At 65.5% G+C, this 19,303-nt stretch carries 17 protein-coding genes; 11 read left to right on the forward strand and 6 right to left on the reverse strand.

The genetic code is table 11. From position 1 onward, the window contains the following. Positions 1-97: 97 nt before the first annotated feature. Both E1956_RS02360 and mgrA read right to left on the reverse strand, forming a co-directional pair. Positions 98-1,123, reverse strand: coding sequence for a fatty acid desaturase (locus E1956_RS02360; RefSeq protein ID WP_134747068.1), 1,026 nt, complete (start codon positions 1,121-1,123; stop codon positions 98-100). Between the two features lie 277 nt (positions 1,124-1,400). Continuing rightward, complete coding sequence (mgrA, locus tag E1956_RS02365; protein WP_134747070.1) at positions 1,401-2,444, reverse strand: L-glyceraldehyde 3-phosphate reductase; 1,044 nt, start codon at positions 2,442-2,444, stop codon at positions 1,401-1,403. A gap of 180 nt (positions 2,445-2,624) precedes the next feature. Between mgrA and E1956_RS02370 the strand changes: the two genes are divergently transcribed. After that, positions 2,625-2,831, forward strand: coding sequence for a DUF3185 family protein (locus E1956_RS02370; protein ID WP_028217234.1), 207 nt, complete (start codon positions 2,625-2,627; stop codon positions 2,829-2,831). Positions 2,832-2,877: 46 nt separating this feature from the next. On the opposite strand, the gene E1956_RS02375 is transcribed toward E1956_RS02370, so the two are convergent. Continuing rightward, positions 2,878-3,642, reverse strand: a complete 765-nt coding sequence (locus tag E1956_RS02375) for a phytanoyl-CoA dioxygenase family protein (protein WP_134747072.1) — start codon at positions 3,640-3,642, stop codon at positions 2,878-2,880. 515 nt (positions 3,643-4,157) lie between these two features. On the opposite strand from E1956_RS02375, the gene E1956_RS02380 reads away from it, so the two are divergent. Beyond that, positions 4,158-4,517, forward strand: coding sequence for a hypothetical protein (locus E1956_RS02380; protein ID WP_134747074.1), 360 nt, complete (start codon positions 4,158-4,160; stop codon positions 4,515-4,517). Positions 4,518-4,628: 111 nt separating this feature from the next. Here E1956_RS02380 and metK read toward each other — a convergent pair whose 3' ends face one another. Then, positions 4,629-5,816 carry a methionine adenosyltransferase gene (gene metK, locus E1956_RS02385; protein ID WP_134747076.1) on the reverse strand — a complete coding sequence of 396 codons (1,188 nt, stop codon included), beginning with the start codon at positions 5,814-5,816 and terminating at the stop codon, positions 4,629-4,631. 272 nt (positions 5,817-6,088) lie between these two features. Between metK and E1956_RS02390 the strand changes: the two genes are divergently transcribed. The 5 genes from E1956_RS02390 (at position 6,089) to E1956_RS02410 (ending at position 11,009) form a co-directional block, all read left to right on the forward strand. Next, positions 6,089-6,976, forward strand: a complete 888-nt coding sequence (locus E1956_RS02390; protein ID WP_134747078.1) for a lipid A biosynthesis lauroyl acyltransferase — start codon at positions 6,089-6,091, stop codon at positions 6,974-6,976. Positions 6,977-7,055: 79 nt separating this feature from the next. Next, positions 7,056-7,934: a diaminopimelate epimerase gene (gene dapF / locus E1956_RS02395; protein WP_134747079.1), complete on the forward strand. Its 879-nt coding sequence runs from the start codon at positions 7,056-7,058 to the stop codon at positions 7,932-7,934. 71 nt (positions 7,935-8,005) lie between these two features. After that, a complete protein-coding gene (locus E1956_RS02400) occupies positions 8,006-8,689 on the forward strand; it encodes a DUF484 family protein (RefSeq protein ID WP_134747081.1) in 684 nt (227 codons plus the stop codon). A gap of 53 nt (positions 8,690-8,742) precedes the next feature. Continuing rightward, entirely contained in the window at positions 8,743-9,696 is a 954-nt protein-coding gene (xerC, locus tag E1956_RS02405; RefSeq protein WP_134747083.1) for a tyrosine recombinase XerC, read from the forward strand. Between the two features lie 107 nt (positions 9,697-9,803). Next, positions 9,804-11,009, forward strand: coding sequence for a class I SAM-dependent rRNA methyltransferase (locus E1956_RS02410; protein ID WP_134747085.1), 1,206 nt, complete (start codon positions 9,804-9,806; stop codon positions 11,007-11,009). A gap of 101 nt (positions 11,010-11,110) precedes the next feature. Here E1956_RS02410 and E1956_RS02415 read toward each other — a convergent pair whose 3' ends face one another. After that, positions 11,111-13,564, reverse strand: coding sequence for an ESPR-type extended signal peptide-containing protein (locus E1956_RS02415; RefSeq protein WP_167759959.1), 2,454 nt, complete (start codon positions 13,562-13,564; stop codon positions 11,111-11,113). Between the two features lie 685 nt (positions 13,565-14,249). Between E1956_RS02415 and E1956_RS02420 the strand changes: the two genes are divergently transcribed. The 4 genes from E1956_RS02420 (at position 14,250) to hslU (ending at position 18,605) form a co-directional block, all read left to right on the forward strand. Further along, positions 14,250-15,332, forward strand: a complete 1,083-nt coding sequence (locus tag E1956_RS02420) for a CobW family GTP-binding protein (RefSeq protein WP_134747089.1) — start codon at positions 14,250-14,252, stop codon at positions 15,330-15,332. Positions 15,333-15,987: 655 nt separating this feature from the next. After that, positions 15,988-16,407, forward strand: a complete 420-nt coding sequence (dksA, locus tag E1956_RS02425) for an RNA polymerase-binding protein DksA (protein ID WP_102645627.1) — start codon at positions 15,988-15,990, stop codon at positions 16,405-16,407. A gap of 283 nt (positions 16,408-16,690) precedes the next feature. Then, complete coding sequence (gene hslV, locus E1956_RS02430; protein WP_134747091.1) at positions 16,691-17,227, forward strand: ATP-dependent protease subunit HslV; 537 nt, start codon at positions 16,691-16,693, stop codon at positions 17,225-17,227. Positions 17,228-17,255: 28 nt separating this feature from the next. Further along, positions 17,256-18,605 carry an ATP-dependent protease ATPase subunit HslU gene (hslU, locus tag E1956_RS02435; protein WP_134747093.1) on the forward strand — a complete coding sequence of 450 codons (1,350 nt, stop codon included), beginning with the start codon at positions 17,256-17,258 and terminating at the stop codon, positions 18,603-18,605. A 139-nt stretch (positions 18,606-18,744) separates the two neighbouring features. Here the strand turns inward: hslU and E1956_RS02440 are convergent, their stop codons facing one another. Beyond that, positions 18,745-19,287: a response regulator transcription factor gene (locus E1956_RS02440; RefSeq protein WP_134747095.1), complete on the reverse strand. Its 543-nt coding sequence runs from the start codon at positions 19,285-19,287 to the stop codon at positions 18,745-18,747. Positions 19,288-19,303: the final 16 nt, after the last annotated feature.

Below are 19,303 nucleotides of genomic sequence, written 5' to 3' on the forward strand. Positions count from 1 at the left end.
GACATACGCCTCTATCCGCTATTCGTCCCCGTTCGTAGCCGCTCGTGCGTTATGCGTCGGGCGGCGTTCTCGCGCATCGGTGCCGTTCGCGCGCGTCTCAATGCACGCTTGAATGGACCCCGACACCCGGCTGCAATCCCTTGAACTGCCGCAGCGCCGCATGCCAATAGGGCGTGCGCGCGTGCCCGGACGAGACCTCGTCAGCGCGCGCGAGCGCGGGCAGCGCCACCCACGGCAGCGTGGGATGCAGATGATGTTGCCGATGAAGATGATGATTCATGAGCATCACGCCCAGCCCGCCCGGCACGCGAAAGTCGCGCGCGCGGCCCGGTTCGTCGAGGGCCACGCCGTAATGCGGCAGGTTGTCGGCGAGCGAGAGCCACAGCCCGCGCAGATACATCACGGCAACCAGTACCGGCCACGCCTTCCCATAGAGCACAAAAGCGAGCCCATATAGCGCGAGCGTGCAGAGCCCGTCGCGTCGTGCGCGGCTGCGTCTCACGGGATCGGCGGCGTGGTTTGCGAATAGCCGCTGCACATGCTGCCCCTCGCCGCCATGCGCGCCCACGCCGCGCTCGACCAGCGCCTTCGCCATGCGCGCCGGCACGAACGCCAGCAGCGGCACCAGCAACTCGGCCACGTAAAGCCCGCCCATCAGCCGCACGTACCAGGCGATCCGGCGTCGCCAGCGCGGGCCACGTGCATCGTCGACGTCGGGGCGATCGAACGCCTCGCGCGTGAAGCGGTGATGCATCAGGTGTCCGAAACGCACGGCGTCGAACGGTATTGCCAGGCCGATCGCGAGCATGCGCGCAACAGCTTCGTTGGCGCGCCGCGAAGGGAGCAACTGCCCGTGTATGCCCTCGTGGATCAAGCCCCAATGGATCGGCGTGGCCAAGACGACCGGCACGAGCGACGCGAGCAGTGCAAACGACGGCCCACCCGCCGCGCGCAGGAGCAACGGCAATCCGAACAGTTGATACAGGAGCGCCAAACCGGCAACAGCGATGAGCGCAACGTTCGCGCCCACGTGGGGGGCGCGCTGCAACGCCTGCGCAACGGACTGCGGCGCGGCTTCAGCAGGCCCGGCAGCAATGGGACGAACAGCGCTCGTGGACTCCATCGACATTCCTCGCGGCATAGACTGCCGCGACGTTAGCAGCGCCGCGTGACAGGCCGAAGACGCGCGAAAGCGGTGTCAAAGACGTTCCGAACGGGCCGCCACAGACGTGAAGCAACGTGAAGCGTCGCCGCCGCCGGCAAGCCAGGCCACGGCGGCCGGCGCACACCACTACGCAAACGCAAAAGGCATCGCCGAAAACAAAACCGCCTCGCATGAAGCGAGGCGGTTCCTGAAGCGGCTGCTGGCAGAACCTGGCAGGCGCACCTGCGTCGTCGGGTCAGATATGCTGATCCGTCGACGGCTTCTCCCAAAGGTTCACGCTGCCCTCGGTCGCGTAGCGGTCGATCTCCGCAAGCTCTTCCGTCGAAAATTCGAGGTTCTTCAGCGCGGCGACGTTCTCGCGCACCTGCTCCGCCCGGCTCGCGCCGATCAGCGCCGAGGTCACGCGGCCGCCGCGCAGCGTCCACGCGATCGCCATCTGCGCGAGGCTCTGGCCGCGGCGCTGCGCGAGCTCGTTGAGCTTGCGCACGTGCTCGATGTTCTGCGCGCTCAGGTGCTCGTTCTTGAGCGAACCGCCGCCCGGACGGTTCACGCGCGCATCTTCCGGCACGCCGTTCAGGTACTTGTTCGTGAGCAGCCCCTGCGCGAGCGGCGTGAAGGCGATGCTGCCCGTGCCAAGATCCTCGAGCGTGTCGAGCAACTCGTGCTCGATCCAGCGGTTGAGCATGTTGTACGAGGGCTGGTGGATCAGCAGCGGCACCTTGTACTCGGAGAGCAGCTTCGCCATCTCGCGCGTCTTCGCGGCCGAATACGACGAGATGCCCACATAGAGCGCCTTGCCTTGCTGCACGGCGGTGGCGAGCGCGCCCGCGGTCTCTTCCAGCGGCGTCTCCACGTCGAAGCGGTGCGAGTAGAAGATATCGACGTAATCGAGACCCAGGCGCTTCAGGCTCTGGTCGAGGCTCGCGAGCACATACTTGCGCGAGCCGCCGCCCTGGCCATAAGGACCCGGCCACATGTCCCAGCCGGCTTTCGACGAGATCAGCAGCTCGTCGCGGTAAGGGCGGAAATCGTCCCTGAAAATGCGGCCGAAATTGGTTTCGGCGCTGCCGTAGGGCGGGCCGTAATTGTTCGCGAGATCGAAGTGCGTGATGCCGAGATCGAACGCCGTGCGCAGGATTTCGCGCTGCGTCGAAATCGGCGTGGTATCGCCAAAGTTGTGCCAGAGCCCGAGCGACAGCGCCGGCAGCTTGAGTCCCGACTTGCCGCAAAAGCGGTATTGCATCTCCGAATAGCGTTCAGCAGCTGCTTCGTAGGCCATCTTTGAATCCTCGACGAAATGACGGAATAACAGGGTCCGGCGACCTGCACATGCGGCGCGGGCTGTCATGGTAGCCAATCCACGCGACGCCTGCAGATGCCCACCATGTGGGATGCGCGGATGGACGCCGCGGCGACGCTCGCCTACACTGCGGCGTTCGTCATACCCCGGGAGGTCTTCATGGTCAAAGTGATTTCGTTCGCGCTGATCGCCTGCGGCGTCGTGCTGCTCTACTTCGGCGGCCAGTCGTTTCACTCGTTCTCGAATGACGTCTCGCGCCTCGTCACCGGCGCGCCCACCGACCGCACGATGACGCTGATCGCGGCCGGCGTGGCCGCGACCATCGCCGGCATCTCCGGCCTCGCGTTTTCGGGGCGCCGGCGCTAGACGTGCGGCACCCCGGTGCGTGCGGGCATACCGCCCCGCCGCGCACTCACACCAGCTTCACTTCGGGCAGCGAGGCCGAACGCGTGCCCGGCAACGGCACGTTGCTGGCGCCGTGGTAGGTGAACACGAGCGAGAACTTCACGTCGCCGCTGCGGTTCTGGCCCGCCGAATGCAGCGTATTGCAATGGAAGAACACGACATCGCCCGCGTTGAGCGTGGGCGATGTCGCACGATCGATCCACGCCTGGTTCTCGGGCAGATCGGCGCGGAAGAATTTCGCGGCGTCGAAGCGCTCCGAGGTGAACGGCTCCGTATGCGAGCCCGGCACGAGCCACAGGCCGCCGTTCTCGACCGTCTCGGGCCCGAGCGCGAGCCACACCGACACCAGATCGTCGCGCTCGAACGACCAGTAGCGCGAGTCGCGATGCCAGCCCGTGAGGCTGCCGTACATCGGGTGCTTCGTCATCATGCAGTTGTGATGGGCGCGCGAGAGCACCGGCTCTTCGCCGAAATACAGCTCCATCCAGCCTGCGATTTCGGGCGAGGTCGCCCACTCGCGAAAACGCTCATGGCGCGAGTGCGCGTCGAGCAAGCGGCGCACCGTATGGCCGCCCGGCGCCGCTTTCGACTCCGGCGCGCCGGGGTAGCGCAGATCGGCTTCGAATTCGAGCGGCGCGGCGGCCGCCTGCAATTGCTCCTGCGCCACGCGTTTGAGTTCGTCACACCGCTCGGGTGAGACGAGCCCCGGCACGACCACGAAACCGCGCTCGCGCAGCACCTGCACCTGTTCCTTTTTTGACTGGATCGACATGAGACTTCCGTTGTTCGAGGCCTGCGAGGTCCGCAGCCGCGAACGGCTGCAGCAACGGCGGCGCTTCTCGCGCGCGCCAATCGCTCGATTGTAAGACGTGCGCGCACGCGCGGAAGGGGGGACCGCGCACAACCGTGATGCAAACGCACCGCGATGGCGCCCAAGGCGGGCGATGGGGCCGCAACACCTGCCTCAAATTTGAGCAGGCGCGGGTATTAACCGACTTTCGGGCGTCACGATTCGCGTGTAGTCTGCGCGCATGCAGTTTCTTCACCCAGAACATCCATCGAGCGCACGGGGCGCCGTCGAAGCCTTGTCCAGCAAGGCCGCCGCTATCCGCAGTGATCCCGCAGTCCGCAATTGCGCGCCGTCACTTGCCTCGCGCACGCCGCGCGATCCATCCCGTGATATCCGCTATCGTGACCGTCCTGAAGACGGGCACGTTTGCTGCTCGAATCGATGTGCCGCGCGAAGCCTCGCGCAAGGCGCACTCCGAACCTGACACCGCACACGCCATGCATACCCTTTTCAGTACCCGCCGCATGACCCATGCCGCCCTGAAAGCGGCGCGTCCCGCCCGCCGTCACGTCGTGCGCGCGCTGCGCCACCACGCCGCTCGCACGCGCGCGCTCGGGCAGCAGGTGCGCGACACCCGCGCCGTGGACAGCATGCGCAGCTGGTTCCATTCGTTCTTCTCGGTGCTGCGCCTGCGCGCGGGCACGCGCCACTTCTCGCTGCGCACGCTGCTATACCGTCCCAATGCGACGCTGCGCGCGCTCGCGGCCCCCGTTACCGTGCACGTGGCGCGCAACCCCCGCCGTCCGCGCCGCATGGGCGCTAGCAGCACGGGCTGGTTCGGCTTCGCCATGCGCTGATCAAACCACCGCGCCAGATACGAAAACCCCGCCAGGGCGCCTGCCCTGGCGGGGTTTTTGTTCATACGTGCAGACAAGGCCGGCGAGCGCGCCGGCCTTCGTGCGCGTTGCTTACGCGAGCGCGCCCACCGGCTCCGTGCCGGCCGCTTCGGCCAGCGCGAGTGCGCGGTCGGTGGCTTCCCACGAGAATTCCGGCTCTTCGCGGCCGAAGTGGCCGTAGGCCGCGGTCTTCTCGTAGACCGGACGCAGCAGGTCGAGCATCTGGATGATGCCCTTCGGACGCAGGTCGAAGTGCTCGCGCACGAGCTTCGTGATGGTGGCGTCCGAGACCTTGCCCGTGCCGAACGTGTTGACCATGACCGAGGTGGGCTGCGCCACGCCGATCGCGTACGAGACCTGGATCAGGCAGCGCGAGGCGAGGCCGGCGGCCACGATGTTCTTCGCCACATAGCGGCCCGCGTAGGCGGCCGAGCGGTCGACCTTCGACGGGTCCTTGCCCGAGAACGCACCGCCGCCGTGCGGGGCTGCGCCACCGTACGTGTCGACGATGATCTTGCGGCCCGTGAGACCGCAATCGCCCTGCGGGCCGCCGATCACGAAGCGACCGGTCGGGTTCACGAGGAACTTGATGTCGCCCTTGATCAGCTCCGACGGGAGCACCGGCTTGATGATCTCTTCGATCACGGCTTCGCGCAGCGTGCCGAGGTCGATGTCCGGCGAGTGCTGCGTCGAGAGCACGACCGTGTCGATCGCGTGCGGCTTGCCGTCGACGTAGCGCACGGTGACCTGCGACTTCGCATCCGGACGCAGCCAGGGCAGGCGGCCGTCGCGGCGCAGGTTCGACTGGCGCTCGACCAGACGGTGCGAAAGGTGGATCGGCAGCGGCATCAGCTCGGGCGTTTCGTCGCACGCATAGCCGAACATCAGGCCCTGGTCGCCGGCGCCCTGGTCGAGATTGTTGTCGTGCGCGCGGTCCACGCCCTGGGCGATGTCCGGCGACTGCTTGTCGTAGGCGACGAGCACCGCGCAGCCGCGGTAGTCGATGCCGTAGTCGGTGTTGTCGTAACCGATGCGCTTGATGGTGTCGCGCGCGACCTGGATGTAGTCGACGTTGGCCGTGGTGGTGATTTCGCCAGCGAGCACGACGAGACCCGTGTTGCACAGCGTTTCAGCCGCAACGCGCGAGTACTTGTCTTGCGTGAGGATGGCGTCGAGAATCGCGTCCGAGATCTGGTCGGCGACCTTGTCCGGATGGCCCTCGGAGACGGATTCAGAGGTGAAGAAATAGTCGTTTGCCACGTGTCAGGCTCCTTATAGCTGGTGACGGTTGAGTTCACGTAGCCAGCTTCGGGAGCTTTGAAGCGGCGACGCTTTAGCGGATTACCTGCCCAGTTGGCGCCTGCATCGTTGACGGATGGTCACGATCGGCTGCCTGCCGGCTTCGCCCCGCAAGTTGTCTATTAACTCGGCGAAGCCCGTATTATAGCGGTTTCCCTAATTTGTCGCAGAGTCACGCCGCGTGCCGTCCATCGCCCTCTTCGCTGTATCCACGCCTGCCAAGGGAGCCGCACATGCTCGGTAAGCTCGGCTCCCGCTTCGCCATTGGCTTGCTCAAGCTGTTCGCGATCCTGCCCTATGGCCTTGTCGCCCGTTTCGGCGACGGGCTCGGGTGGCTCCTCTACCAGATCCCGAGCCGCCGCAAGCGCGTCGTCCACACCAACCTGCGCCTGTGCTTTCCCGAATGGAGCGACGAGAAGCGCGAGGAAGTCGCCGGCCTGCACTTTCGCCATGCGATCCGCAGCTACGTGGAGCGCAGCGTCCAGTGGTTCGGCTCGGCGAAGAAGCTCGCGAAGATCACCGAGCTCGACAGCGAAATCGACCTCTCCGACCCCAACATGCCGCCCACGCTCTTGCTCGGGCTGCACTTCGTGGGCATCGAAGCCGGCTCGATGTTCATCAATTACGCGCTGGACCGCCCATGCGGTTCGCTGTATCAGCCGTTCTCGAACCCCGAATTCGAAGCCGCCGCCAAGGCGGGCCGCAGCCGCTTCGGCGCCGAGCTGGCGAGCCGCGCGGACAGCGCGCGTGTCGTACTGCGCTGGCTGCGCGACAAGAAGCCCGTGATGCTCGGCGCGGACATGGACTACGGCATGCGCAATTCCACCTTCGTGCCTTTCTTCGGCGTGCCCGCTTGCACGCTGACTGCGGTGGGACGCCTCGCGAAGGTGGGCCATGCGCAGGTCGTGCCGTTCATCGGCGAGGTGCTGCCCAACTACAAGGGGTATCGGCTGAAGGTGTTCAAACCTTGGGACAACTACCCCAGCGGCGACGACGAACAGGATGCGCGCCGCATGAACGCCTTCCTCGAAGAGCAGATTCCGCGCATTCCCGAGCAGTACTACTGGGTTCACAAGCGCTTCAAGACGCGTCCGCCCGGCGAGCCGAGCGTCTATTCATAAACGCGGATACCGGCCGATACCCGCCGATAACGGCGGACAGCGCGCGGGCGTTCGTCCGCGCGTCGCTTACAATAGCGGGATGAAACTCAAGTTCACCAAGATGCACGGCGCGGGCAACGACTTCGTCGTGCTCGACGGCTTCAGCCAGCCCATCGCGCTCACGCCCGAGCGCGTGCGCGCGCTCGCCAACCGCCACTTCGGCATTGGCGCGGACCAGTTGCTGCTGGTCGAGAAGCCCACCGTCGATGGCGTCGACTTCCGCTACCGCATCTTCAATTGCGACGGCGGCGAGGTCGAGCATTGCGGCAACGGCGCGCGCTGCTTCGTGAAATTCGTGCGCGACCGCAAGCTCACCGACGCGAAGCGCGTGCGCGTGCAGGTCCAGAAAGGCGTGATCACGCTCGTCATGCAGGAAAACGGCGAGGTCGTGGTCGACATGGGCAGCCCGGTGTTCGAGCCCTCGCAAGTGCCGTTCGACGCGAACGGGCTCGACGGCCGCCGCGAAGGCAACGACACGCTCTGGCCGCTCGAGGTGAACGGCCAGACGCGCTGGATCTCGGCCGTTTCGATGGGCAATCCGCACGCGGTGCAGGTGGTCGAGGACGCCGAGGCGTTCGCCGTGCTCGCCGACGGCCCCGTGATCGAGAAGCACCCGCGCTTTCCGAACAAGGTGAACGCAGGCTTCATGCAGATCGTCTCGCGCAACGAGGTGCGGCTGCGCGTCTACGAGCGCGGCGCGGGCGAGACGCTCGCGTGCGGCACGGGCGCGTGCGCGGCGGTGGCGGCGGGCATTCGCCGCGGCCTGCTCGATTCGCCCGTGAAGGTGCACACGCACGGCGGCATGCTGACGATCGCCTGGGACGGCGCGCGCGACGAATCGGCCGCGCTGACGATGGCCGGCCCCGCCGCGACCGTCTTCGAAGGCGAGATCGAAATCGCCGACGATCTGCTGAACTGAGCTTTGCCGGTTTCCCCCGTATCCCGCATGGCGCGCCCGCGCGCCGCTTCTTCATCGAACGCGCCACCAACATGAACGATCGCGAAGTCGCCGACTATCTGCTCGCCAATCCCGATTTCTTCGTTGAGCACGCCGAACTGCTGGCCACGATCAAGCTCGGCAATCCACACGGCAAGGCGGCCGTGTCGCTGCAGGAACGCCAGATGGAGATGCTGCGCGAGAAGAACAAGCATCTGGAGCTGCGCCTTTCCGAGCTGCTGCGCTACGGCCACGAGAACGACAGCATCGCCGCGAAAACGGTGCAGTGGGTGTCGCACGTGCTCGCCGAGCGCGACCCGCATGCCCTGCCGCGCCTGATCGCCGAGCAGCTGCGCCACGAATTCGACGTGCCGCAGGCCGTGCTGCGCCTGTGGGACGTGGCCGATGCCTATGCGCAGGCAAGCTTCGCGAAGCACACGGGCGAAGAAGTCCGGCTCTACGCCAACAGCCTCGAAGTGCCGTATTGCGGCGCGAACACCGGCTTCGAAGCCGCACAGTGGCTCGAAGGCGGCGAACAGACGCCGCAGTCGGTGGCGATCGTCGCGCTGCGCAAACGCATGAGCGCCGAAGAGCGCGATCCGAGCGGCGAAGCGTTCGGCCTGCTCGTGCTGGGCTCGCCCGATCCGCGCCGCTTTCACGATGGCATGGCCACCGACCTGCTGCGCAAGATCGGCACGCTCGCGAGCGCCGGGCTCACGCGGCTCCTGCCGCATTGAAGCGCGCAGCACGCGCCTCGCAGCCGCACTGAAGCCACGCACAAGTCCCCACCGTGAATCCGACCGACCCGATCGCCGCGTATCTCGATGAGCTCGAGCACGTGCGCCGGCTTTCGGCGCACACGCTGCGCGGCTATGCGCACGAGCTCGATGAACTGAAAAAGCTCCAGAACGGCCGGCCGCTCGAGAAAATCACACCCGCCGACGTACGCGGCGCCGTGGCGCGCGCCCATGCGGGCGGCCTCTCGGCGCGCTCGATCGCGCACCGCCTCTCGGCCTGGCGCGCGTTCTACCGCTGGCTCGCGGGCCGCATCGAGCTCGACGCGAATCCGGTGACCGCGGTGCGCGCGCCCAAACGCGACAAGACGCTGCCAAAGGCGCTCTCCGTCGACGATGCCGTGAAGCTCATGGAGGCGCCCGCCTCGGCCACGCATCCGACCGGCGAAGGCGCCGCGGATAGCGTCGAGGCGCTGCGCGATCACGCGATGCTCGAGCTCTTCTACTCGTCGGGGCTGCGCCTTGCCGAGCTCGTGGGCCTCGACGTGCACTACGTGAAGCGCGACGGCTACGAATCGGCGGGCTGGCTCAAGCGCGACGCCGCCGAAGTGGAAGTGCACGGCAAGGGCGACCGCCACCGCCTCGTGCCCGTCGGCAAGAAGGCGCTGGAAGCCCTCGACGCCTGGCTCGCCGTGCGCGGCGCCTGGGTCAAGCACGACGACGCCCCGCTCTTCTTGTCCGTGCGCGGCAACCGCATGGCACCCGGCGTCGTGCGCGAGCGCGTGAAGCGCGCGGCGCTGGTCGCCGGCATCCCGGCGAACGTCCATCCGCACGTGCTACGGCACTCGTTCGCGACGCATCTGCTGCAGTCGAGCGGCGATTTGCGCGCCGTGCAGGAGCTGCTCGGCCACGCGAGCATCTCGGCCACGCAGGTCTACACTTCGCTCGATTTCCAGCATCTCGCGAAGGTTTACGACAACGCGCATCCACGCGCCAAGAAGCGCGACTGATTCACCCCCGGTTCAAAGAACTCACACGATTCACACGATTCACCCGTCATTCACGCGCGCGGCGCCTCTCACTGCGGCTCGCCACGACGCCAGGCATCAAATCCATCATGAATATCGTCACTCTCAAGCCGTCGAAAGAAAAATCTCTGCTGCGCCGCCATCCGTGGGTCTATGCCAACGCGATCGAGCGCGTCGAGGGCAAGCCCGCGCCCGGCGCGACCGTTCTCGTGCGCGCGCATGACGGCCGCTTCCTCGCGCGCGCTGCGTACAGCCCGCATTCGCAGATCCGCGCGCGCGTCTGGAGCTTCGACGAGAACGAGCCCATCGACCACGCGTTCTTCAAGCGCCGCGTGCAGCGCGCGGTCGCGCATCGCCAGGCGATGGTGAACGGCACGGGCGCGGTGCGCCTGATCTTCGGCGAGGCGGACGGCCTGCCCGGGGTGATCGTCGATTACTACAAGGAAGACGTTGCGGAGAACGCGCGCGGCCAGCTCGTCTGCCAGTTCATGGCGGCGGGCGTCGAGGCATGGAAGGAAGCAATCGTCGCGGCGCTCACGGCGGCAACGGGCTGCCCGAACGTCTACGAGCGCTCGGATGTCTCGATCCGCGAAAAGGAAGGGCTCGAGCAGATCACGGGCCTCATGGCAGGCGACGAGCCGCCCGAGACCATCGTGACCAATGAGAACGGCGTGCGCTATCACGTGGACGTGCGCAACGGTCACAAGACCGGCTTCTACGTCGATCAGCGCGACAACCGCGCGCTCGTGCAGACCTTCGCTCAAGGGCGCGACGTGCTCAACTGCTTCTGCTACACGGGCGGCTTCTCGCTCGCGGCGATGAAGGGCGGCGCCACGCGCGTGGTGTCGATCGACTCGTCGGGCGAGGCGCTCGCCACCGCGCAGAAGAACGTGGAGGCGAACGGCTTCGACGCGGCCCGCGCGACCTGGCTCGACGCCGACGCCTTCAAGACGCTGCGCCGCCTGCACGAAGAAGGCGAGCGCTTCGACCTCGTGGTGCTCGATCCGCCCAAGTTCGCGGCCTCGCGCGAGCACGTGGACCGCGCCGCGCGCGCCTACAAGGACATCAACCTCACGGGCCTGAAGCTGCTGCGCCCGGGCGGCCTGCTCTTCACGTACTCGTGCTCGGGCGCGATCGACGCGGAGCTGTTCCAGAAGATCGTCGCAGGCGCGGCTGCCGATGCGAAGGTCGATGCGCGCATCCTCAAGCGCCTCGGCGCGGGCGTCGATCATCCGCTGCTCGCGTCTTTCCCGGAAGGCGAGTATCTGAAGGGACTGTTGTTGCAGGTTCTCTAACCGCGCGCATAAAAAAAACAGGGTCTACGCCCGGAAGGCCGTAGACCCTGTGTCAAACGCCAGGCTTGCCAGCCTTGCGGCAGGCTCGCGCTAGCGAGGCATTACCACTGGTAGCCCGCGCCGACCACGACGCCGGTGTTGCCCTGCGTGCTCGTGTTCGCGGCCACCTTGCCGACCCACTTGTTATTCTCAGTCACGTACGAGAAGCCCAGCGCGCCACCCGTCTGGCCGCCATAACGGCCACCCGACATCGCGACCATCATCTTGCCCGGCTGCGTCGGCTGCGGCAGGCCCGCGACGGCCATCGCCGCCGCCGTGCCGGCGTAGGCCTTGCGCTGCACGTCGCCGATCGAATCCTGCAGCGACGAGAGGCCCTGCGTCATCTGCGACATCTTCGAGTCGGCGTAGTTTTGCGCCCGCTGCTGCGCCGCCACGAGCTGGTTCACGTTCACCGCGTCCGTGCCCTCGGTGCCGGCGGCCACGTTGGTCACCTGACGCTCGTTGCCCGCGGAGCCCACCGAAACCGTGTTGGCGCGGTCGGCCACCGAGTTCGCGCCGAGCGCAACCGAGTTGTTTGCGCTAGCCACGGCATTCGCGCCGAATGCGGCCGAGCTGGCGCCGCTGGCGTTGGCGTTCGCGCCCAATGCCGCCGAATACACGCCGCTCGCCACCGCAGCTTCCGTGCTGCGGTTGCCGTAGGCGGCGACAAACGGGTTGTAGGCGTTATCGGCCGCGTTCTGCGCCGCGCTTGCTACATTGCTGATCGTGTCGTTCAGGTCGCTGACCGCCGTGTTGAGCTGGCCGACGTTGACCGCATCCATGTCGGCCGTGCCGGCCGCCACGTTGTGGATCGCCGTGCCGCCCGCCACGCCGTTGCCGAGCGTGAGGTTGCTGTAGTCGCTCGTACCGTCGGCGTTCTTGTCGTACGTCACGGCCACGTTCGCCGAACCGTCGTCAGCGATCAGACCCGAGTTCTTCATCTGGGTGTTGATCTGCGAGCCGATCTGCGAGTTCATCTGCGCAACGTTCACGGCGTCGGTGTCGGCCGTGCCGGCCGCGACGTTCGTGATCTGACGCTCGCTGCCTGCCGCGCCCACCGAGACGCTGTTCGCGCGGTCAGCCACCGAACCCGCACCCAGCGCCACCGAGTTGGCTGCGCTAGCCGACGCATTCACGCCGAACGCAAGCGAACGGTTGCCGAGCGCCGAAGCGAGCGTGCCGATGGCGATTGAATCGTCGCTCGCGGCGTTTGCGCCAGCGCCAAAGGCAATCGAACTCAAGCCAGCTGCCGACGCGTTCCAGCCGAGTGCCATCGCGGCCAGCCCGGAGGCGCTAGCTTGCGAGCCCAGCGCGACCGACTGGTCACCTTCGGCGCTCGCGCCGGTACCCTGCGCCACTGCGTTCTCGCCGAGCGCGGCTGCGTTCGAGCCAAGCGCAATCGCACCGTTCATGGAAGCCGAGGCGTTCGAACCCAGAGCGATCGACTCGTCACCTTGTGCGCTCGCGCCGTTGCCCGATGCCAATGCGTTCTCGCCGAGCGCGGCTGCGTTCGAGCCGAGTGCGACGGCGCCGTTCGCGGCGGCCGAGGCGTTCGAACCCAGTGCGATCGACTCGTCACCTTGTGCGCTCGCGCCGTTACCCGATGCCAGTGCGTTCTCGCCGAGCGCGGCTGCGTTCGCGCCGAATGCCACTGCGCCGTTCGCGCCGGCCGTGGCGAGCGAACCCAGTGCGACCGACTCGTCACCCTCGGCGCTCGCGCCGTTACCGGTTGCCACTGCGTTTTCGCCAAGCGCCGACGTATTCGCGCCAAGCGCGATGGCGCCGTTCGCCGAAGCCGTGGCCAGCGTGCCCAGCGCGATCGAATCGTCGCCTGCCGCATTGGCGGCGATGCCCGATGCGAACGAGCCCTGGCCCGCCGCTACCGAGTTGATGCCGAACGCCACTGCGCCCGCGCCGCTCGCAATCGCACCCCAGCCCGTCGCGACAGTACCGAAGCCATTCGCTTGCGAACCGCAGCCCATGGCGGTCGAATTCAGGCCGAACGCCTGGGTCGCCGCAACGCCGTTGCCGGTTTCCGTCACGTAGCCAGCGGTCATCGACGAGAAAGCCCTCAACCCTTTCTGGCCCGCGCCAGCGTTGTACATGTCGTCATAGCTGAGTGCCGAATTCTGCACGCCGAAGCCGTAGATGCCGCCCTTATAGCTATTGGCCACACCGTCGCCGTAGACGGACTTCGAGTTGACGTTCGTGAGCAGGTTACAGTCGCCGTCACCGACGATCGCGATCGAGTTGGCCGACGCCGAGGCGCCGTTGCCACCAGCGCTGCCACCCATGGAGGCCGGACCCGACTGGACCGTCTTCATGCCGTTGTCCGAAATCGCGACGGATGCCTGAGCCAGATCGGACATCGCGCCCGCCGATGCCAGCAGCACACCCGCCACGAGCACGACGCCCGACTTCGCGCGCGCCGGCTTGCCGCGCGCAGCGGTCAGTTCCGATGCCGCCACCCACGTACCCAACACTTTGTTGTAGACGCTGCGATAAACCTTGTTCATATAATCCTCAAAATAATTCGCTATAAACGCGCAATTCATCCGGCTTCTCATTAATCGAGATTCCCGGCAATTCAAGCAATTCAGCATTAGCCGGCCGACTAATGAGACAGACAGCCGATTAACGCCGGCCCGACCCTCGACACACGCGAGCAATCGGGCTGGCTACTGGACAAACGACGGGCGCCGCAAGCACCACCGGCGTCAGTCTGAACTCCGGCACGGCGTGCGATCAACACTGCAGCGGCCCTTCAGGAATGCAGCAGAGGGATTCCCCGCCAGGACTACGCCCCGATGACCGTCACACCGACTGAGTCCGAAGGGAATCCCGTCGGAAATTGCTGTCGGTGATTGAATTAAAACCCGCCTTGGCCATGCAACGCTTTAGGACGATTTCTAAACTCTTATTTGTGTTGCAGGAATACACATTAATGAGATCCCTCATTAATTCGAGATAATGCGAATGCATCGAGCAAGTAATGAACACCCGTATGCGGCAAGTCCGGCGCCTGGTAATTGCCTGGGTGTCCGTATTGAGTTGGGCAGGCGCGGCAGCCGGCTTTCGGCACTCGCCAAACGGGCGGCGCGAGCGCGCACGGCCCAGATATGTTTCAATAGTTAGTTATGTTGTAACGTTCGGCTCCCGCGCCGTATCCCACCCCGATTCGAGGCACTCAAGGCAAACAGCATGATTCCCGTCACTATCCTCACCGGCTTTCTCGGCAGCGGCAAAACCACTTTGCTCAAGCGCATCCTGAACGAACCGCACGGCATGAAGATTGCCGTGATCGAGAACGAATTCGGCGAAGAGAACATCGACAACGAAATCCTCGTGCAGGATAGCCAGGAGCAGATCATCCAGATGAGCAATGGCTGCATCTGCTGCACGATCCGCGGCGACCTCGCGCGCGTGCTCGGCGACCTCGCGCAGCAAAAGCGCGACGGCAAGCTCGATTTCGACCGCGTGGTGATCGAAACCACGGGCCTCGCGAATCCGGGCCCGGTCGCGCAGACGTTCTTCATGGATAACGAGATCGCCGACGAATTCCTGCTCGACGCCATCATCACGCTCGTGGACGCCAAGCACGGCAACCATCAGCTCGACGAGCACGAAGTGGTGCAGCGCCAGGTCGGTTTCGCCGACCGCCTGTTCATCACGAAGGCCGATCTCGTCGACGAGAAGGAGCTCGACGACCTGCGCCATCGCCTCGTGCACATGAACCCGCGCGCGCAGATCCGCCAGGTGAATTTCGGCGAGGCGGACATCAAGGAAGTTTTCGACCTGCGCGGCTTCAACCTGAACGCCAAGCTCGAGATCGACCCCGACTTCCTCGCCGAAGACGATCACGCCCACGCGCACCACGGCCACGATCATGATCACGCGCACGATCACGGCGACTGCGACCACGATCACGGCCAGTGCAACCACGAAGGCCACGATCACGGCCACCACCATCATCACGCGCACCACGACGACAAGATCAAGTCGTTCGTGTACCGCAGCGACCGCGCGTTCGATCCGAACCGTCTGGAGGACTTCCTCGGCGGCATCCTGCAGATCTACGGCGAGCGCCTCCTGCGCTACAAGGGCGTGCTCTACATGAAGGGCGTGGATCGCAAGGTCGTGTTCCAGGGCGTGCATCAGATGATGGGCAGCGACCTCGCCGCCAAGTGGCTGCCGATCGAGAAGAAGGGCAGCAAGATGGTGTTCATCGGCATCGAGCTGCCGCAGGACCTCATCACCGACGGCCTCGACGCCTGCCTCGCCTGACGTCGGGCGCGGCGCCGTCGCTGCGCCGCGCCATACCGACTCGCAACGCCCGGGCCACCGCCGGGCGTTGTCGTTGGCTGCGCACGGGCGGCTGACCGCCGTTTGGCGATGCGCCATGGGCGCGCCACCTGGGCCACCCTGTTATGCGAAGCGGCTACACGCCCCCCTCGGGTGCCCGTGCAAAATCGCGTTTCTCCGCTACACATGTCAAATAACGTACCCGACCATCGCTTTTTCACGATGGGCGCGTTATATTTTCTGGATATCGAACGTTGACGGAAGCCGCCAATTGAGGGATTTCCTACTTGCGGCGCGAGTTTGCGGTTCGGTTACAATACGGCCCCACTGGAAAGAGAGGCGCCCCGGAACTTCCATTTATGCGGGTTTCGGCAAGAAAATCGCCTCCCCGGCCGCGCATCGCGTCGCAGCGCGCAGCCGGTACGAAATATGCCTCAAGAGCATCTGAATAGCGGTTTCCAGAGGAGTTCGGCCCCGCAGCGGCGCTTAGGCGTCACGACAGCTCAACGTTCGTGCCCGCCGACGCGCACCTTGGCGCGATTAAGCGCGCGGTAAAGTGGGAGAGGCCACTGCGGGCAACACAAAAGTGCAGGCAAGATATGCCAGTTTTGCCTCACTCATTGAAGAAGCAAGCCAGATGACGACGAAACGACTCTTGACCGAAGCCGAAATCCTGAAGATGAGCGACAAGGATTACATGAACGAGGATCAGCTCGCCTTCTTCAAAAACCGGCTCGAACAGCTGCAGGCGGAAATTCTCCGCAATGCAGGCCAGACCACCGAGAATCTGCGCGAGACGGTAATCGTGCCGGATCCGGCCGACCGCGCGACGATCGAAGAAGAGCATGCGCTCGAGCTGCGCACGCGCGACCGCGAGCGCAAGCTGCTGAAGAAGGTGCAGCAATCGCTCGCACGCATCGAAGCGGGCGACTACGGCTGGTGCGAGGAAACCGGTGAGCCGATCGGCGTTCCGCGTCTGCTCGCACGCCCCACCGCCACGCTCTCGCTCGAGGCGCAAGAGCGCCGCGAGCTGCGCCAGAAGCTGTTCGGCGACTGATTGGCTGCCGGCGCCGCCGCGCGGCGCGTGCCGGATTTTTCTGCCTTCCTTGTCGAAGCGCACGGAGTCCCGTGCGCTTTTTTGTTTGCGCTCGCCCGCGCTTATCCCGAAATCTGCGCCGCGAGCCCTTGAACTGCCCGCTGCCGCCCTAAACTTCTACCGACACGCCCGCTCGCGCGCCCCGCGCCGCGAGCGGCGCGTACCGAATCCGACACTGCGGCGCGGCTGCACAAACCGCGTCGTTCCAGTCTCTACCTGGCATCAACGGTAAAAAGGAACGCACATGGAGCAATTTCACGGCACGACGATCGTTTCCGTGCGGCGCGGCGACAAGGTCGCGCTCGGCGGCGACGGCCAGGTCACGCTCGGCAACATCGTCATGAAGGGTGGCGCGAAGAAGGTCCGGCGCATTTATGGCGGCAAGGTGATGGTGGGCTTCGCGGGCGGCACGGCCGATGCGTTCTCGCTGCTCGACCGCTTCGAAGCCAAGCTCGAAAAGCATCAGGGCAATCTCACGCGCGCGGCCGTCGAGCTCGCGAAGGACTGGCGCACCGACCGCATGCTGCGCCGCCTCGAAGCCATGCTGATCGCCGCCGACGCCAGCACCACGCTCGTCATCACCGGTAACGGCGACGTGCTCGACCCCGAAGAAGGCATCTGCGCGATTGGCTCGGGCGGTGCGTATGCGCAGGCCGCGGCACGCGCGCTGCTCGAGAATACCGGGCTCTCGCCGCGCGAGATCGTCGAAAAGTCGCTCGAGATCGCGGGCGACATGTGCATTTACACGAATCACAACCGCGTGATCGAAACCATCGAGTAACCCGCCGCACAGACGAGAAGGAATCAGGATGAGCACCATGACCCCCGCCGAGATCGTCTCGGAACTCGACAAGCACATCATCGGCCAGGCCAACGCGAAAAAAGCCGTGGCCGTCGCGCTGCGCAACCGCTGGCGCCGCCAGCAGGTGGCCGATCCGCTGCGCCAGGAAATCACGCCGAAGAACATCCTCATGATCGGGCCGACGGGCGTCGGCAAGACCGAAATCGCGCGGCGTCTCGCGAAGCTCGCGGACGCGCCCTTCATCAAGATCGAAGCGACCAAGTTCACCGAAGTGGGCTACGTGGGCCGCGACGTGGACAGCATCGTGCGCGACCTCATCGAAATCTCGGTGAAGCAGACGCGCGAAACGGAAATGCGAAAGGTGCGCAGCAAGGCCACCGATCAGGCCGAAGACCGCATCCTCGACATCCTGCTGCCGAGCGCGCGGCCGGTGGGCTTCGGCTCTTCCGCGTCCGATGCGAGCCAGGGCGAAGGTGACAACGCCACGCGCCAGACCTTCCGCAAGCGCCTGCGCGAAGGCCAGCTCGACGACAAGGAAATCGAGCTCGACGTCGAGCAGCCGCAAGTGGGCATGGACATCATGGGGCCGCCGGGCATGGAAGACATGACCGAGCAGATCCGCTCGATGTTCGCCAATCTCGGCGGTGGCAAGAAGATGCGCCGCAAGCTCAAGGTGAAGGAAGCCCTCAAGGTCCTCACCGACGAAGAAGCGGCCAAGATGCTCAACGACGAAGAGGTCAAGGCCAAGGCCGTGCAGAACGTCGAGCAGAACGGCATCGTGTTCCTCGACGAAATCGACAAGATCGCCTCGCGCAACAACGAAGGCAGCGGCGGCGAAGTCTCGCGCCAGGGCGTGCAGCGCGATCTGCTGCCGCTCGTGGAAGGCACAACCATCAACACGAAGTACGGGATGGTGAAGACCGATCACGTGCTGTTCATCGCGAGCGGTGCGTTCCATCTCTCGAAGCCGAGCGATCTGATCCCCGAGCTGCAGGGGCGTTTTCCGATCCGCGTGGAACTCGACTCGCTCTCCGTCAAGGACTTCGAAGCCATCCTGGTCGCCACCGACGCGAGCCTCGTCAAGCAGTACCAGGCGCTGCTCGCCACGGAAGACGTGCAGCTCGATTTCGCGGAAGACGGCATTCGCCGGCTCGCGGAAATTGCCTTCTCCGTGAACGAGAAGACCGAGAATATCGGCGCGCGCCGTCTCTATACGGTCATCGAAAAGCTGCTGGAAGACGTGTCGTTCGCGGCCGGCAACCATGCGGGCCAGAGCGTGACGATCGACGCCGCCTATGTCGACAAGGCGCTCGGCGAAGTCGCACAGGACGAAGACCTGTCGCGGTACGTGCTGTAACGGTACGAACCCGACGCGCTAGTCGCGCGAACTGAAGCCTGCCGCGTGCAGGCGAGCATGAAAAAAGGGGCTCCGCGCCAACGCGGAGCCCCTTTTCTTTTGTGCGCCGCTTGTGCGCGCCTGGCGTGCCCTTATGCGCTCACTGGCGCACCGGCCGCTTCGCGAGCTTGCGCTGCAGCGTGCGCCGGTGCATGTTGAGCGCGCGCGCCGTGGCCGAGATGTTGCCGCCGTGCTCGGCCAGCACGCGCTGGATGTGCTCCCATTCGAGGCGCGCAACCGAAAGCGGCGCGGGATGCTCGATGGCCTCCTCGGCCTGCAGCGCGCTCGCATCGCCCTGCAATGCGGTGAGGATCATCTCCACGTTCGCCGGCTTGGCGAGATAGTTGTCCGCGCCATCCTTCACGGCCTGCACCGCCGTGGCGATGCTCGCGTAGCCCGTGAGCACGAGCATGCGCGCGTCGGACTGCAGGTTGCGCAACGGCGCGATCAGCGAGAGTCCCGAGTCGTTGCCGAGATGCAGGTCGACGGTGATCTGCGCGAACTTCTGCTGATTCGCGAAACGGATCGCTTCTTCGGCGTTGTGCGCCTGCTGCACCTGGTAGCCGCGCCGTGTGAGGCCGCGCGTGAGGATGTCGGAAAACACTTCGTCGTCGTCGATCACCAGGAAATTCATATCGCTCATACTGCTTCTCCGTGTT

It is taken from the genome of Paraburkholderia pallida (genome assembly GCF_004524855.1).
GTDB lineage: Bacteria > Pseudomonadota > Gammaproteobacteria > Burkholderiales > Burkholderiaceae > Paraburkholderia > Paraburkholderia oxyphila.